Genomic DNA, 16,266 nt, shown 5'->3' on the forward strand with positions numbered 1-16,266 from the left:
CTAAATAATCCCGCTCGACTTGCATGTATTAGGCACGCCGCCAGCGTTCGTCCTGAGCCAGGATCAAACTCTCCATTAAAGACCAACCGAGGTTGGTTATAGAAAGAGCGATTAGCTCATTTTTAATGCTAGCGATTCTTCTTTATAAAAAGAAGAAATCTTTATTTTCATCATCCATTTGTTCAGTTTTCAAAGAACTTGTCTGTTCTCGTCTGTTCAACGAGTCAGGAATTAGATCATATCATATCGGTCGCTTTCTTGTCAAATCTTTTTTTGATTTTCTTTTCAGCAACCTCTACTTTGAGAAAAGTTACTCTCAAAGCAACGTCTAATAATGTAACATGCCTAAAGCTATTTAGCAAGCATTTTTTGAAAACTTTTTATATAGCTTTTATGCCTACCTCTGAACAGTCAGTAACAAAACAGCCATCCCGTCCTCAAACGGAATGGCTACTCTCATTGCAAACTATTACTCTTGCTCCAGCAATCTGATGAATTCATCCTCATCTTCTATGGTTTCGATTCCGAGCTGTTGGGCTTTGGCCAGTTTACTCCCGGCCTTTTCACCAGCTATGACTAAATCCGTCTTTTTCGATACGGATCCAGCCACCTTGGCTCCCAGCGCCTCCAGTCTGGAAGCCGCTTCGTCACGCGTAAGCTGATGCAAGGTACCTGTAAGCACGACCGTTTTGCCACTGAAGAAGCTGTCTGTCTTCTTTAGCTGTGGAGCTTCAGGAGCTTGGGCCTTCACTCCCAGCGACAGCATCTTTTCAATCCCCGCCTGTGTAAATGGATCGGCGAAGAACGCAACGATGCTTTCGGCTACAATCCCTCCCACATCCGGTAGTTCTATCAGTTCTTCCACGGTAGCGGACATGACCTTATGCAAATCACGGTAATGTTCAGCCAGCATGCGTGTTGTCGCTTTGCCGGTATTCGGTATACCCAGAGCGTAAAGGAAGGAAGCCAAATCTCTTTCTTTACTCTTCTCAAGTGCTGCTAAGAGGTTATTGGCTTTTTTCTCACCAAACCGCTCCAGCTTCACTAGATCATCATATTGGAGTCCATACAAATCCGCAGGCTCGCGTACTTCCAGCTCGTCATGCAGCTGGATCGCTGTTTTATCGCTGAATGTTTCAATATCCATGGCATCACGTGATGCGAAATGGGAAATGCGGGCCACAATCTGTGGTTTGCACCCCAGCTTATTGTCGCAAAACAAGTGGGCCCCTCGCTGCTGCAATGGAGATCCGCAGGCCGGGCAATGATCGGGTACGACAATTTCCTCCCCATCATTTTCAGATGTCACCTTTCCCAATATCTCGGGAATGACATCATTGGAGCGGCGAATAAACACACGCGTCCCCAAAGCGAACTTCAGATTTTTACGCTCGATATCGCCAGCATTGTTCAGTGTACAATTTTGTACAGTGACTCCCGCCAGTTCTACCGGCTCCACCCTTGCCAGTGGTGTAATCTTACCCGTTCGACCTACATTCCACTCGACCGAGTTAAGCACCGTGGTGGTCTCCTCTGCTTCGAACTTATATGCCACCGCCCAACGTGGAAATTTATCGGTATACCCAAGAACCTCGCGTGTACGCATATCTGTAATTTTCAACACAGCCCCGTCAATAAGATAATCCAATCGGGCACGAGACTCTTCAATCTCAGCCAGTTGCTCCATAGCATCATCAAAATTGTCAAAGTAAGTCAGATATGGGTTCACCTTGAAATGATTACCACGCAGGAAGGCCATCATATCCTGGTGGCTATCAAACTGAATACGGTCCGCAAATCCCACATTGTAGAAAAACGCATTCAGTCGCCGTTCTGCTGTCACTTTGGGATTTAAATTACGCAAAGCGCCAGCTGCAGCATTACGTGCGTTTTTAAGGGGGTCCACAGCGGTCTCATTATATTTTGCCAGCACAGACAGATTCATTATGCCTTCTCCCTGCACTTCAATGGTTCCTTCCTGAAAGGGAATCGTGAGCGGCACGGATTTGATTGTCTTTACCTGTGCCAGTATGCCTTCACCCACGATGCCATTGCCGCGGGTAGAAGCCTGCACCAGCTTTCCATCTGTATAAGTCAGGTTCAGCGTTAGTCCATCAAATTTAAGCTCTATCGCATAGCTTGGAGAAGGCAGAGGCTGCTCCAAGTTCTTGGTATTGTAATCATTCACCAGCTTCACGACACGCGCGTTCCATGCACGCAGCTGCTCCATATTCTGTGCTTTATCCAGGCTCCATAACGGGGCCAGATGACGATGTGGCGTGAATCCCTTAAGCAACTCCCCACCCACGCGCTGTGTTGGCGAATCTGGCAGCACCAGTCCGCTCGTCTGTTCAATCGCTACCAGCTCGTCATAAAGCACATCATATTCTTTGTCGCTGACCATGGGCTCATCCAGTGTGTAATAATGATAGTTATATGTGTTCAGCTCAGCAACAAGCTGCTCCATCCTGTGCATTGGGTTCATGCAGTCGTATCCCTCCGGGAACTTCATCAGGGCAAAAGCCTAGGCACTCTGCCGCTGTGAGGCTCGAGATTTAATGATGTGTAAGATTTATTCTACTTTTGTGATAGGCGCAAAGCCAGCCAACAGACGTTTGACCCCGACCGGAGCCGGGAAGGCGATCTGAAGCTCCATATCATTGCCCGTACCTTTGACAGCCACAATGGTCCCGACTCCCCACTTGCCATGCTGTACCTTGTCTCCAGCAGCAAAAATAGCAGGGCCCCCTGCCGAAGCTCCCGGGGAAGGCTTAGGCGATGAAGATGTCGTTACGGTAACACGCGGCGACGCAGAAGCGGTTGAGCCACTACGGCTCATCGAATCAAAGGAACGCTCTCCGCCAAAGTTACTGCCACTGCTTTTACCCAGTCCACGCCCACCATAAGAGCCACCTACATTGCCTGAACGACGGTAGCGGTCCTGTTTGATGATCGTATCCTCTTTTAATTCATCTGGAATCTCTTCCAGAAAGCGTGACGGCGGATTGGCTGTTGTACGGCCAAACAAAGTACGCATTTGTGCGCATGTAAGGAACAGCTGCTCCTCTGCACGGGTAATGCCGACATACGCCAATCTGCGCTCTTCCTCAAGCTCTTCATTATCCAAAAAGGCCCTGCTGTGAGGGAATACTCCCTCTTCCATACCGACAATAAATACAATCGGAAACTCCAAACCTTTTGCGCTGTGCATGGTCATCAATACAACGGCATCACTTTGCTCGTCTTCATCGTCATTCATGGAATCTATGTCTGCGATAAGAGCAAGATCGGTCAGGAAGGAGATCAGCGATTTATCCTCTGCTCCTTTCTCAAACTCCATGGTTACCGACAGGAACTCGTCAATGTTTTCCAGACGCGCGCGTGATTCGAGGGTGTTCTCGTTTTGCAGCTCCAGTCGGTACTGGGTGGTTTCCAGCATTTTTTCCGTTAACTCCGTGACCGACAGATAGTCCACCATCCGACTTAAGCCTTCGATCATATCGTAAAACTCGACCAGCGCATTGCGCGTACGTCCGGCAAAGCCCAAATCGTCTACTACTTGTAGCACGCGGAAGATCGAAACTCCACGCTCCGCTGCGGCTGCCTGCAACTTACCAACGGTCGTGTCTCCGATGCTTCGTTTGGGCACGTTAATGATTCGCATCAGGCTGATATCGTCGTCAGGATTGGAAAGCAGGCGCAGATAGGCCAGCAGATCCTTAATCTCTTTACGATCGTAGAACTTGATCCCGCCAACGATCTGATACGGTATGTCCGATTTGATCAAAATTTCCTCGACGACCCGAGACTGGGCATTGGTACGATACAAAATGGCATGATGACTATAGGTTTTGCCTGCATTAATATTCTTATTAATTTCAGAGGCAATAAAGTAGCCCTCATCATGCTCCGAGTCAGCACGGTAAACTTTAATCTTGGCTCCGCCTTCTTTGTCGGTCCATAGCTTTTTCGGCTTGCGGCCTGTATTTTGTGCAATCACTTCATTCGCTGCATTCAGTATGTTCGAGGTTGACCGATAGTTCTGCTCCAGCAAAATGGTACGTGCTTCCGGGTAGTCCTCTTCAAAGTTCAAAATATTGCTGATATCTGCGCCCCGCCATCTGTAGATGGATTGGTCACTGTCACCTACTACGCAAATCCGGTGATGCTTATCGGCCAGCATTTTGCACAGCATGTACTGCGCACGGTTCGTATCCTGATATTCATCGACATGAATGTACTGAAATTTCTTTTGGTAGAAATCAAGCACCTCAGGTACTTCTTTAAAAAGCTGAATCGTTGCCATGATCAAATCATCAAAATCAAGAGAATTATTACTTTTAAGCCGTTGTTGGTACTTGGTATATACCTTCGCCACAATTCCTTCAAAATAGTCACCAATCTTGCGCTCATACATTTCAGGAGTGACCAGTTCATTTTTTGCCGTACTCATCATAGATTGAACCGCTTTGGGTTCAAATTTTTTGGTATCTATGTTCAGATCCTTCATGCAGTTGCGAATGACAGACAATTGATCCGTGGAATCCAAAATACTGAAATTGGAGGTAAATCCGATTCGCTCGATATCCCGACGTAAAATACGCACACACATCGAGTGGAAAGTGGATACCCACACGTCTCTCCCCTGCGGGCCAATCAGCTTGGATACGCGATCCTGCATCTCGCGCGCGGCCTTGTTCGTAAAGGTAATCGCCAAAATACCCCATGGAGCCGTCTTGCGGGTCGCGATGAGGTAGGCTATTCGGTGCGTGAGCACCCGTGTTTTACCACTGCCTGCGCCAGCCATAATCAGCAGTGGACCATCCACTACCTCCACGGCCTGACGCTGAGGTGGGTTTAGGCGGGCTACAGCCTCGTGTATATCTATTGATTGCATGCGTTCATGCTCCTTTCTCCGAACTTCCATAAAATAAACGTTCTAACCTTTCAATTTCACAGCCACCGTCTCCAGCGCTTTTGCCAAGTCACGGTAAATGATGTTTCCTACTACAATGGTGTCACAAACGGCAGCGGCTTGTAACGCGGTAGATTTATCCACGATACCTCCTCCGTACAGGACACGAGAGCGCTCTGTGCTGCGATGTATTTTTTGTACCAGCTCCATATCCCCGAAGGTACCGCTATATTCCACATATACAATCGGCAGATGCATGAGCTTGTCAGCAATCTGCGCATAGGAGGCAGCTGATGAAGCACTCAGCGATGTATCCGCTCCGGTAAGCTTGGCGACCGTAGAATCACCGTTCAAAACAATATATCCTTCGGTCACAAGTAAATCCCAAGGAATCATATAACCAAACTGCTCAATCGCACGCTGGTGCTGTCCTACGATCCAATTACTGTCCATGGTATTCAGCACCATGGGGATCATATATAGATCAAACCCCGGCACGACAGCCTCCAGATCGGACACCTCAAGCACACACGGCACCTCATAACGCCGAACCCGCGACAGTAAATCCACCGTATTTTCATAGGTAATGCCTGATGAACCTCCTACCATAATGGCGTCCGTACCAGACATACACACGGCGTCCAGCGCCTCATCGTCCAGTTCCTTGTCAGGATCAAGCTTAAATACATGTCTCCAAGATTGAATTGAATCTGCCAACACACATTCCTCCAGCATCCTATGCTTTTGTCATGATCCGTACAATCGGAATTCGATATCCAAAAGCGTTCTATGCTAAGTCTATGACAGTGCTCAAAAGGTGTCAATGTTCGTATTCAATGGGAACACTCAGTTCCCCTGTCTGACGCAAGCTTTCCACTAGAGCACCACCCGTCTGCGCAGTGGCACAAGCAGTCGCACAACTCAACAGGTAATTTTTAAGAACAGCTTATATAGACAGAAAAACACCCTCCGGCTGAACCGAAGGGTGACTCTGGATTAATATGCGTTTTTGAATCCGTTGCGAATCGTGCGGAAAATAATTTTAATATCGAATAAGAGCGACCAATTCTCAATATAGAAAATGTCATGCTTAATCCGTTCCTCAATGGACGTATCCCCACGCAACCCATTGCTCTGTGCCCAGCCTGTGATTCCGGGACGAACATGATGCTTCACCATGTACTTTGGAATTTCCTCACGGAACTGATCCACATAATACGGTCGTTCCGGGCGGGGCCCAACGACGCTCATATCTCCCAGCAGCACGTTGAAAAACTGTGGCAGCTCGTCGAGGCTCGTTTTACGGATAAAGGAACCGAAACGCGTGCGCCTTGGGTCATTAGCCGTCGTCCAACCTGTATCTTCAGTCCCAGGCGGCAGCACCTTCATGGAGCGAAATTTGTACATTCGAAAGGTACGACGATTCAAGCCTACCCGCTCCTGCTTAAAAATGATGGGACCTCTCGATGTAACCATCACACCAATCGCTACGGCCAGCATGATCGGAGAGGTCAGAATAATCGCGAATAAAGAGAATAAAATATCGAACAGACGCTTAAATAATCGGTTTCCTGCTACATCCAGCGGAATATCCCGTACATTGATCATCGGCATGCCTGCAAAGTTATCAAAATACGGCCGAGCCGGCAAATAGTCAAAAAAGTCAGGAATAATAAGTGTGCGTACCCCAGCCTTTTCACACATGTTGATAATTTTAGGGTACTTATCGTGGGCATCCAGCGGTAGAGCCAGAATAACCTCGTCAATCATCAGGCGCGACAGCGTTGCCTCCAATTGTTCTAATCCTCCGAGGATCGGACGGAAACGCATTTCCTCCTCTTCACTCCATTGGCGGTTGTCATCCAAAAAACCCACTACTTCATATCCCAAATCAGGATACTGTCCAAGATTATGATAAAACCGTTGGCCCAGAGAGCCTGCCCCGAGAATGAGCATGAATTGCTTATTGTACCCTTTTTGACGGAGAGCTTTAAGAACCTGTTTCAAAACATATCGGTAAAACAAAATCAGCAGCACATTCCCAACCATATAGATCGCTAGATAGGAACGCGAAATATCGATCTGCTTTACGAAAAACATGACACTCAGCAATACAAACAAGCCAACAATGTGGATCTGGGTGACACGAAATACGTCGTCTGCAAATCGCTTTTTGCGCTTGGGAGAATAGAGCGAGAATAACATCCCCAGTACCACGGCAATTAGACCATAGATTAAGCTCCAGCCTCCATAAACTTGAATAGGAAGCGGCTCTTTATAGGTAATCCATTCACTTTCAAATTTAAAGAACCAAGCGATCAGGAAAGATAACTGAATGACCGCGAAATCCGCCACAATATACAATTGGGTTAAAAATCGTTGATTTCTGCGTATCATGCTTTCACCTCGGTACGAGATTGTTCGTCGCTGTCCGGTTTGACCGGTGCAGACCATTTATTTTTCAAAAAGGCCATTCCAAATTTCACCGTAATCCCCGCGTATACAGCCACATTGGTGATCCAGCTATACTGCTGTTTGTAATGCTTGCGGTGAAATACCCACATGGCTCTATGAAACTCATAAATTATTTTTAGAGGACGACGGCGAGCACTGCCCCCTTTGATATGAACAATATATGTGCGCGGGTAGTAGTAAATGCCCCACCCTGCTTGTTTAATCCGGTAACACCAATCAATATCCTCACCATACATAAAAAAGGTTTCGTCCAGGCCGCCGACCTGCTCGATCGTCTCGCGACGCACCAGCATAAAAGCTCCAACCAGCACATCCACAGGATACTCATCATCCGGACTTAGATGTCCAAGCTGATATTGGTTATACTTCGGATTATCCGGGTAACGCTTCGACCAGCCGAAGGCGTAGTAAAAGGACGCAGACGGCGTTGGAAATCCACGCTTGCATGCCTTATCCAGCGAACCATCCGGCAAGATGACCTTGCAGCCCGATGCTCCCATTTCGGGATGCGTATCCATAAACTGAATCATCGTATCCAGTGTGTCCGGCTGCACCAGTGTATCGGAATTCAACAGCAATATGTAACGTCCGCTGGCCACTTCCATTCCCTGATTGTTCGCTTTGGCAAAACCTGTATTATCCTCATTGGCTATCAACATAATTTCCGGGTATGCAGCACGAATAGCCTCAACAGACCCGTCACTGGAATGATTGTCGATGACAATCACTTCATATCGATATTGCGTCTTGGACGCATACACCGACTGTAAACAATCCAGCGTCAATCGACACGTGTTATAGTTGACGACCAGTATGCTCACATCCATCATTCAAAACGCTCCTGACAAATTCAGTAATCTATTCTACTATCGACTATTATAGCATACGCCGCAGACCACGGGGCGCAAAAAAGCACATAACTTGTAACCTTACACAGCATGCAGGATTTTGCAAAATTCTTGAGGTCTAAAAATCATCGTGGTAAGATATACATGGAAAAAGGGCCGGTGCCAGCCAGCCCCTGCGCAACCGACGCTCCCAAGAGCGGACGGTTTTGGAACAATCAGGCCGAAAATAGACCCTTCCTTGCGGGGGCGGTCTATTTTCGTTTGTTAAACTCTAACAGTGTGACGATTAACGCCCCGAACGTCAGCATTAAACTGAGCGCCTCAAACACTGTCACAGGCTTCACCCCCCTCCTCGGGAGAGTTAGCCGACCGCCCTTGCCAGCCTATATCGGTTGCACATCTCAATTATACTATATTTTTCCATAAAGGAACATTCATTCGATGGCTTTTTATCTAGTATTCATTTGTACCTTTGATTATTTGACGCTTGTATCTGGAAAAAAGTTTCAATTTTTTTCTCACCTACACCTCTATAATTTCCCCAACAGGAAAACCAGCTTATAAATCCAGTTGTCTAACCTTGACTGTCTATAAAAAGGGGAGTGCCAAATGTATTTCATACGAGGAAATAATCCCTTTTGGTAGCTGTCCAGAAATAGTTCAATATCTTTATGCATCTGAGAAGGCAAGTCTTGTCCATAGAGTTGAATAAATTGCTGCGCTTGTTTACTTAAAATATAGCGGTTTTTCCCTTTTACAAATCTGTCTAGCCTTTTCCTCCACTTGCTAACCCAGCCGTCCGTAGAGCCTCCCAACACATTGTTCTGATGCTGCCGATACCAAATAGAAGGCTTAGGGTCAAAAACAACCTCACCAAAAGAGGATGTGCATAAATAAATCCACCAGTCATGCATAATAATGTTTTTCAAAGAAGCTGGCATTCTCTTTTTCACGAGTTGGAGTGTTTCTTTATTGATCACCATGGTACAGCCTACACAGACATTTTCAATGAGTGCATTATAAAATGATAATGGTCGAGAGATATCATCTGGCCATACCTTGAGAGGCTCCAACGTTTGAGAGACCATTTGTGTAGCAGAACAATACATCAGCGGCCGGTTTCCCTGCTTCTTCCTGAGTTGGGCTACAGCTCGAGCAAGCTTGTCTGGCATCCACACATCATCTTGATCGCAAAAGGCGTAAAATTCGAAATTCTCGGACGATCTTTGTATTAAATCAAAAAAGCTCGCAATAACTCCTACATTGCTCTCGGGGTATAAAATAATCTGTTGAGGATAACGCTGCTTCAGCGCATTCAACTTGGCAACCGTGTCATCTGTTGAGCCATCATCACGAATTAGAATCTGAATATTTACGTCTTTTTGATTTATCAGACTTTCTACTTGCTCATCTAAATAAGCTGCTCCATTATATGTAGATAACAAAATTTGTACACTAGGTTTGTCCAGAGTAAAGCCCTCCTTACAGCCAATTGTGAGTTGGATTAAGTTCCTCGTCTTATTCATTATAATGTCCTTTGGACTTGTTCGACACAGGTGCCCACATAATAAAATCTCCCAATCATAACATGATGGGAGATTACCTTAAATATATAGTCTATCTCTACTTATGTGAATTAGCTAGATACTCTTTTAAAAAATCCTGTAATCCTTCACGCCAATTGCGTAAATCATTCAGCCCATTGGTTCGAATCGCAATATGCTCCATGACGGAATTACGTGGGCGTGCTGCGGGCCTAGGGAATTGCTTCGTACTACATGGGTCCAGTTTCGCTGTAATCTTAGCACCTAATAGTTCTACCGCATCCTGAAAAATAGCTTGCGTAAACTCATACCAGGTGCAAGAACCGCTATTGGACGCATGATATACGCCATACTTCTCGGTCTGAACCAATTCCGCTAAAAAACGAGCCAAATCCACCGTATAGGTAGGCGAGCCTTTCTGATCGTTCACGACCTGAAGGTGCGGCTTTTCCTGCCCAAGCTTCAGCATCGTTTTAACAAAATTGTTCCCGTGCAATCCATATACCCAAGAAGTGCGAACAATAAAATATCTGGAGGAAAGTGTTTGGGCCAGTATCTCTCCGGCCCGCTTGGACTTTCCGTAAATACTCTGTGGATTTGTATTGTCATACTCATGATATGGCTGCTCCGATGTTCCATCGAACACATAATCCGTGCTGATATACACCAGCTTGGCTCCTACTTTTTCCGCAGCCAACGCCATATTGCGTGTTCCCGACGCATTGACTTGGTAAGCCCCATCTATATCAGACTCGGCTGCATCCACTGCCGTATACGCTGCACAGTGGATGATAGCATCAGGTTGGTACTGTCCCACGATCTTCACAGCCTGCTCCAAATTCGTTATATCCAGCTGTTCCCGATCGTATCCAAGAACATCATGTCCTTGTCCCTGAAAAACGTTCACTACATCTTGGCCAAGTTGACCGGATGCTCCAGTAACCAGCACCTTCATCTTACGCATCCCCCAAGCGGGAACCGTATTGCTTAGCATAATATTGTTGGTATTCACCGGATTGAATACGAGTCCACCATTCTTTGTTGTCCAAGTACCAACGGATTGTTTCTTTAATACCTGTTTCAAAAGAGTGCTTTGGCTTCCAGCCCAGCTCATTCATGGTCTTCGTTGGATCAATGCCATAACGGCGGTCATGACCCGGACGATCCTGTACATACGAAATTAGAGATTCTGGCTTGCCCAGCTCCTCTAATACCGTTTTGACAATATGCACATTCGTCCGCTCATTATTTCCACCAATATTGTATACCTCACCAAGTTTCCCTTGATGAATAACCAGATCAATTGCACTGCAATGATCCTCTACATACAACCAATCACGGATGTTCAAGCCATCCCCGTATACAGGAAGCTGCTGATCGCTCAACGCACGCGAGATCATTAGTGGAATCAGCTTTTCCGGAAATTGGTACGGACCATAGTTGTTAGAACAACGCGTAATATTCACAGGTAGACCAAAGGTTTCATGATATGCACGAACCAGCAGATCGCCACCTGCCTTGGAAGCAGAGTAAGGACTGTTAGGCTGCAGCGGAGTTTCCTCCGTAAACAAGCCTGTTTCACCCAGAGATCCGTACACCTCATCTGTCGATACCTGCACAAACTTGGTCACATTATGTTTCTTAGCTGCGTCCAACAGTACCTGTGTACCAAATACGTTTGTTTTCACAAACACTTCCGGCTCCAAAATACTCCGATCCACATGCGACTCTGCCGCAAAATTCACCACCACATCAATTCCCTGCTGCATCAACTGGTCAATTGCTTGCGCGTCAGTAATATCTGCTTTCACGAAGGTATGATTGGGATGATTTTCGATGGATTTCAAATTTTCCAGATTACCTGCATACGTAAGCGCATCGATATTTACAATTTCGTAATCCGGATGCTGTTTTAACATATACAATACAAAGTTACTGCCAATAAATCCGGCACCGCCGGTGACAAGAAGTTTCATACAGGCCTCCTAAAACTCTCACTAATACAATTTATTATCCTCTACCCAAAATTAATGTCTGCATCGGCCAATGTCGGATGCTTCTGATCCTTCTCTGAAAGAATAGCATGAGAAGTCGGCCAATCAATCCCCAATGCAGGATCATTCCACAAGATACCACGGTCATTTTCAGGTGAATAATATTCATCTACCTTATACAGCACTTGAGTATTAGGAACAAGTGTACAGAACCCATGGGCAAATCCTTTAGGCACCAGTAGCTGACGTCTATTATGTTCACTCAAGATCACCCCAACCCATCGACCGAATGTTGGTGAACTTTTGCGAATATCCAAAATAACATCGTAGATAGCTCCAGAAAGCACACGAATGAGCTTGGTCTGCGCTTTAGGATTAAGCTGGTAATGCAACCCTCGAATCACGCCAGCTTCTGCAGACAAGGACTGATTATCCTGAATAAAAGCATGGTTAATCCCGTTTTGTTTCATGATTTGATCATTGTAGCTTTCCATAAAAAAGCCACGGTGATCGCCATGAACTACGGGCTCAATAATTTTTGCACCTGAAAGTACTTCCTGTATTATCATTCATGAATCCTCCAACATCTTGAGTATATACTTTCATTTACGATTACTATAAAATTAATAAGCACACTACTTTGGGAGGGAATATGCTTTTGAATTTATCGCGAGTTAATAAAAATTTTGTTTGGTCTTATTTAATATTGATGTGGCTACTTATCCCTGCTCTAATACTGCTTAAAGTCAATTCGTACTATATTTCTATATTATTTAGTCTAAATATTGCGCAGTCGTTTGTCATAGGTGCTACATACATTTTACACATTAGTGGTATCTTAACATATGCCAAGAAAGAAATAATGGTGCAATATCTAGCTTTTGGCGGTTATCTCGTAGGAATTATATTCATTTACGCTTTCCTTCAAAGGGAACATTTCATTTATTATTGGGACTTCTCAGCCTATTGGAATACATCCATACAATTTAATAACCTTTTAAGTACAGATTTTATAGCAGCCTTTAAACAAATCTATGCAAGTATTTTAAGAGACGATTATTCCGTTTTCCCAACAGTCTTTCTAGCCTTACCTTTAAAATTTTTAGGTACAAGCTACATGAGCTATGTGTTGGCGATCTACACTTGCTTCTTGTATCCTTCGTGCCTGATTCTCTTTTTATTGTGCATCAAGATTGCTGACCAAATACAGTTAAAAACTAAATTGAACGTTTTTGTTATTTTTATACTTACATTTACTTTTCCAATTATGATAGCACCTATGCTAGGTGGATATTTGGATTCTATAGGACTTATTTTCATTGGTTTGTCCCTGGTTATATTATTTAATCATGATTTTGAACGCTTAAATTTAAAGGCCGTTTTGCTATTAGCTGGTTGCCTGGTACTACTAACATTCACAAGAAGATGGTATGGCTTTTGGATTGTATCTTTTTTTGGTTCAATCAGTATCGCTTTTCTCTTCAAATGGATTCTCGAAAAGGATTTCCGCTTCAAGCAGCTTTGGCAGGTTATACTGAATTTTTTCATTATAGGAGCTTCATGTGCACTATTTTTGATCATATTCTTCAATGAATTTATCCAAAGAGCCCTGACTAATAACTTTAAAAACGCCTATTCGGCTTATTATTTTGGTGACGTCATCAGTAACCTGCAGAATTTATTTTATCATTATGGAGCCTTCATTTTCTTTATTGCGGTTATCGGTTTCATAGGTATGTTATTCATTAGTAAAGCCAGATATTTTTCAATCTTTTTAGTTGCGAATCTATTCATTACGTACTTTCTTTTTACAAGGATCCAAAGCTTGGCTTCTCAGCATTATTATCTTCTTACAGTAAATATTTTAATTCTATTTGTTTGTGGCGTCATTCTTATACTAAACTATTTGTCCAAGTTAAAGTATGCAAAAAGTGTCTTCTTAGTTATTCTGACTTATTTAGTACTTTGTAATTTCTTGGTTACTTTCACCAATGTAAATGCACGACCTGTTACCTATTTCTCATCCCTATTCAGTGATTTCAAGCAAACACCTAGAATTAGAACGGATATCCCCGTCCTGAAGCAGTTGACGAATTATCTGAAAGAAGTTTCATCAGAACAGCACAAAGTATATGTGCTATCAAGCTCAGGTATTCTTAATGATGATATTCTCAGACAGATTGAAATGCCTGAAAATAACAACACGCTTCCATTTATGAACCTGACGCACCATGTTGATTTAAGAGATGGTTTCCCGGTTTCATTTTTTGATTCCGAATATGTTGTTGTCGCTACGCCCACCCAATACCATTTGGGTGAAAGTGGCCAAAAAGTGATAGGTTTACTTGCAGAAGAAGTCATGAACGGATCTCTTAAAAATAATTATAAACCTTTAAACAGCTATACTCTTGATAATAACGTAAAAGCCATAGTGTTGAAAAAAACATCCGAGATTTCAAAAGAAAAAGTTGAACTTATACGCTCTCAATTTAAGAAAATATACCCTGATAATCCCGATCTTTTCTAATTCAATCTTGAAGATATAAAAAGCCCTCGACTATTATTCGGGGGCTTTTTATAGTTATTTATCAAGCATTTTTTTGGGGAATTACTGTTGTTTTATTAGTACTACCAAAGCTGAATTTTTTACCAATCAGGAAAGGTAGAAGCCTATTAAATACCTCAATAAAAAGAATGCAGCTTAAAAAAACAAGTACATTAGAAATAACAACAAAAGAAATTCCATCTAAATGCATATTCGTTTTAACTGAAAATATCTCGTAAAAATTAATATTCTCCCAAAAACTAAGTATTAATCCATGTAAACCAAATATAACAAGAGAGTTTTTTCCAAAATATGATAGTACATTAGAAGAATCAATCTTTTTTGATAAGTATATATAAAATATTAAACTAGCCAATACAGATAGATAAAACAAAAGATAATTATGACCATAGTAGTTTCCTGACATACCTGGTTTGTCATTTATTAAAAATATTAAAAGACCAAGGAAGCCAGCGATGTAAGCAATATTAGGCTTATTAATTTTAATTTTCTCAATAAAAAATTGTTCATTCAACTTGAATATATAACCACAAATAATGAGGGAGGCTGCATTAATTGATGTACCAAGCGACCAAGGAAGTGCATGTGTATCAAGTTTACTCAAATATGCACCTAGAACGGTAAGCAATATCCAAAGTATATACATATGACTTTTTTTTGAAGAAATTTTCAAGACTAGATAGGAAATAATCTGTCCCAGGAAAAGACACGGTAGAAACCAAAGAGACATGTTTAGAATACCCAAGTGATTTCCATCTGCATATAAAAATGCTTCAATGACAACCATTGGATCAAGCGTTCCGACAATCCCCATCCAATGCATCCAACCAAAATACAACAATGAGCATATATAAAAGGTGGTATATGGTAAAAGGATTGTTTTAATTTTAGACTACAAAAAACTACTAAACTTATACTTCTGAAAATTAGAAGTAAATCCGGAAGCAAAAAAGAAAAGTGGCATATGAAATGAATAAAAATAGCCTATTATAAAACTTTTGTCCATCAATTCATTTCCTTTAAAACCATGAGGCACCAAATGTGAGAATACTAAAAAAATTATAGCTAATCCTTTTAGTACATCTACCCATTTTATTCTTATAGGAAGAGCATTCACGGAGTTCATTTAAAAAGTCTCACTTTCTAATGGTTTAGTAGAAGCTATACATGACATTTTGAAATTCTATAAAATACTAAGAAAATAGCTCATAATCCATCTCACTTACTAATTTATTGGCAAGTCTCAATGAACTATGTGTTCCCGCATCAGTCCACCAGTTCTCTAAAATATCGAATGTAAGCTGGTTTCTTTGAATATAAGTGTTATTTACATCTGTTATTTCATATTCTCCTCTTGCGGAAGGGGACAAAGTCTTGATGATATCGAATACAGAGTGGTTAAACATGTAAATCCCCGTAACCGCATAATCACTTTTAGGAGTCTGTGGTTTCTCTTCAATGTTTACAATTTTATCTCCTTGTAATTCTGGTACTCCATAGCGATTAGCGTCATGTACTTTATGAAGTAGCAATTTTGCTCCCGATTCCTGCAGTTTAAATTTTTCGATAAATGGTGATATATCATCTTTAAAAACGTTATCCCCTAAAATAACGGCCATCTTATCATTACTAACAAAATGCTCGGCTAAAAGCAAAGCCTGTGCAATTCCTCCAGCCTCATCTTGTACTTTGTAAGTTAGGGTAACTCCAAAGTCGACACCGCTCCCTAATAGGTTAACTACATCTCCCATATGTTCTTTTCCGGTAACAATCAAAATATCATTAATATTTGCTCTTTTAAGCTTATCAATTGAATAATAAATCATTGGATATTTACCGATAGGCAACAAATGTTTATTTGTAACTTTAGTAAGAGGATATAGTCTAGACCCTGTTCCTCCAGCTAATATAATCCCTTTCATAA

At 42.8% G+C, this 16,266-nt stretch carries 12 protein-coding genes, 1 rRNA gene and 1 pseudogene; 1 reads left to right on the top strand and 13 read right to left on the bottom strand.

Going from position 1 to position 16,266, the window contains the following annotated elements; all coding sequences use genetic code 11:
• The 11 genes from BAZ21_RS03345 to rfbC all read right to left on the bottom strand — a co-directional run.
• Positions 1 to 79, bottom strand: a 16S ribosomal RNA gene (locus BAZ21_RS03345); the annotation flags it as partial.
• Between the two features lie 390 nt (positions 80 to 469).
• Positions 470 to 2,485 carry an NAD-dependent DNA ligase LigA gene (gene ligA, locus BAZ21_RS03350; RefSeq protein ID WP_068497089.1) on the bottom strand — a complete coding sequence of 672 codons (2,016 nt, stop codon included), beginning with the start codon at positions 2,483 to 2,485 and terminating at the stop codon, positions 470 to 472.
• An 87-nt stretch (positions 2,486 to 2,572) separates the two neighbouring features.
• A complete protein-coding gene (pcrA, locus tag BAZ21_RS03355) occupies positions 2,573 to 4,897 on the bottom strand; it encodes a DNA helicase PcrA (protein ID WP_068497090.1) in 2,325 nt (774 codons plus the stop codon).
• 42 nt (positions 4,898 to 4,939) lie between these two features.
• Positions 4,940 to 5,650: a heptaprenylglyceryl phosphate synthase gene (locus tag BAZ21_RS03360; protein WP_068497092.1), complete on the bottom strand. Its 711-nt coding sequence runs from the start codon at positions 5,648 to 5,650 to the stop codon at positions 4,940 to 4,942.
• A 261-nt stretch (positions 5,651 to 5,911) separates the two neighbouring features.
• Positions 5,912 to 7,312: an undecaprenyl-phosphate glucose phosphotransferase gene (locus BAZ21_RS03365; protein WP_068497094.1), complete on the bottom strand. Its 1,401-nt coding sequence runs from the start codon at positions 7,310 to 7,312 to the stop codon at positions 5,912 to 5,914.
• Entirely contained in the window at positions 7,309 to 8,217 is a 909-nt protein-coding gene (locus BAZ21_RS03370) for a glycosyltransferase family 2 protein (protein ID WP_068498000.1), read from the bottom strand. Before BAZ21_RS03370 ends, BAZ21_RS03365 begins: the two co-directional genes overlap by 4 nt.
• 272 nt (positions 8,218 to 8,489) lie before the next feature.
• The gene (locus tag BAZ21_RS30175) at positions 8,490 to 8,582 is read right to left on the bottom strand and encodes a putative holin-like toxin (protein WP_219727884.1); all 93 of its coding nucleotides are present in this window, start codon (positions 8,580 to 8,582) and stop codon (positions 8,490 to 8,492) included.
• 186 nt (positions 8,583 to 8,768) lie between these two features.
• Entirely contained in the window at positions 8,769 to 9,764 is a 996-nt protein-coding gene (locus BAZ21_RS03375) for a glycosyltransferase family 2 protein (protein WP_256019597.1), read from the bottom strand.
• Positions 9,765 to 9,861: 97 nt separating this feature from the next.
• The gene (rfbD, locus tag BAZ21_RS03380) at positions 9,862 to 10,737 is read right to left on the bottom strand and encodes a dTDP-4-dehydrorhamnose reductase (protein ID WP_068497096.1); all 876 of its coding nucleotides are present in this window, start codon (positions 10,735 to 10,737) and stop codon (positions 9,862 to 9,864) included.
• Between the two features lies 1 nt (position 10,738).
• Entirely contained in the window at positions 10,739 to 11,758 is a 1,020-nt protein-coding gene (gene rfbB, locus BAZ21_RS03385) for a dTDP-glucose 4,6-dehydratase (protein ID WP_068497099.1), read from the bottom strand.
• Positions 11,759 to 11,799: 41 nt separating this feature from the next.
• Positions 11,800 to 12,345: a dTDP-4-dehydrorhamnose 3,5-epimerase gene (rfbC, locus tag BAZ21_RS03390; RefSeq protein ID WP_068497101.1), complete on the bottom strand. Its 546-nt coding sequence runs from the start codon at positions 12,343 to 12,345 to the stop codon at positions 11,800 to 11,802.
• Between the two features lie 83 nt (positions 12,346 to 12,428).
• Between rfbC and BAZ21_RS03395 the strand changes: the two genes are divergently transcribed.
• Entirely contained in the window at positions 12,429 to 14,303 is a 1,875-nt protein-coding gene (locus BAZ21_RS03395) for a hypothetical protein (protein ID WP_068497103.1), read from the top strand.
• Positions 14,304 to 14,364: 61 nt separating this feature from the next.
• Here the strand turns inward: BAZ21_RS03395 and BAZ21_RS03400 are convergent.
• Both BAZ21_RS03400 and BAZ21_RS03405 read right to left on the bottom strand, forming a co-directional pair.
• A pseudogene (locus BAZ21_RS03400) lies at positions 14,365 to 15,468 on the bottom strand (acyltransferase family protein).
• Between the two features lie 67 nt (positions 15,469 to 15,535).
• Positions 15,536 to 16,264, bottom strand: a complete 729-nt coding sequence (locus tag BAZ21_RS03405; RefSeq protein ID WP_068497105.1) for a sugar phosphate nucleotidyltransferase — start codon at positions 16,262 to 16,264, stop codon at positions 15,536 to 15,538.
• Between the last annotated feature and the right edge of the window lie 2 nt (positions 16,265 to 16,266).

This window comes from Paenibacillus kribbensis, from assembly GCF_001705305.1.
In the GTDB taxonomy this organism is placed as follows: Bacteria; Bacillota; Bacilli; order Paenibacillales; family Paenibacillaceae; genus Paenibacillus; species Paenibacillus kribbensis_B.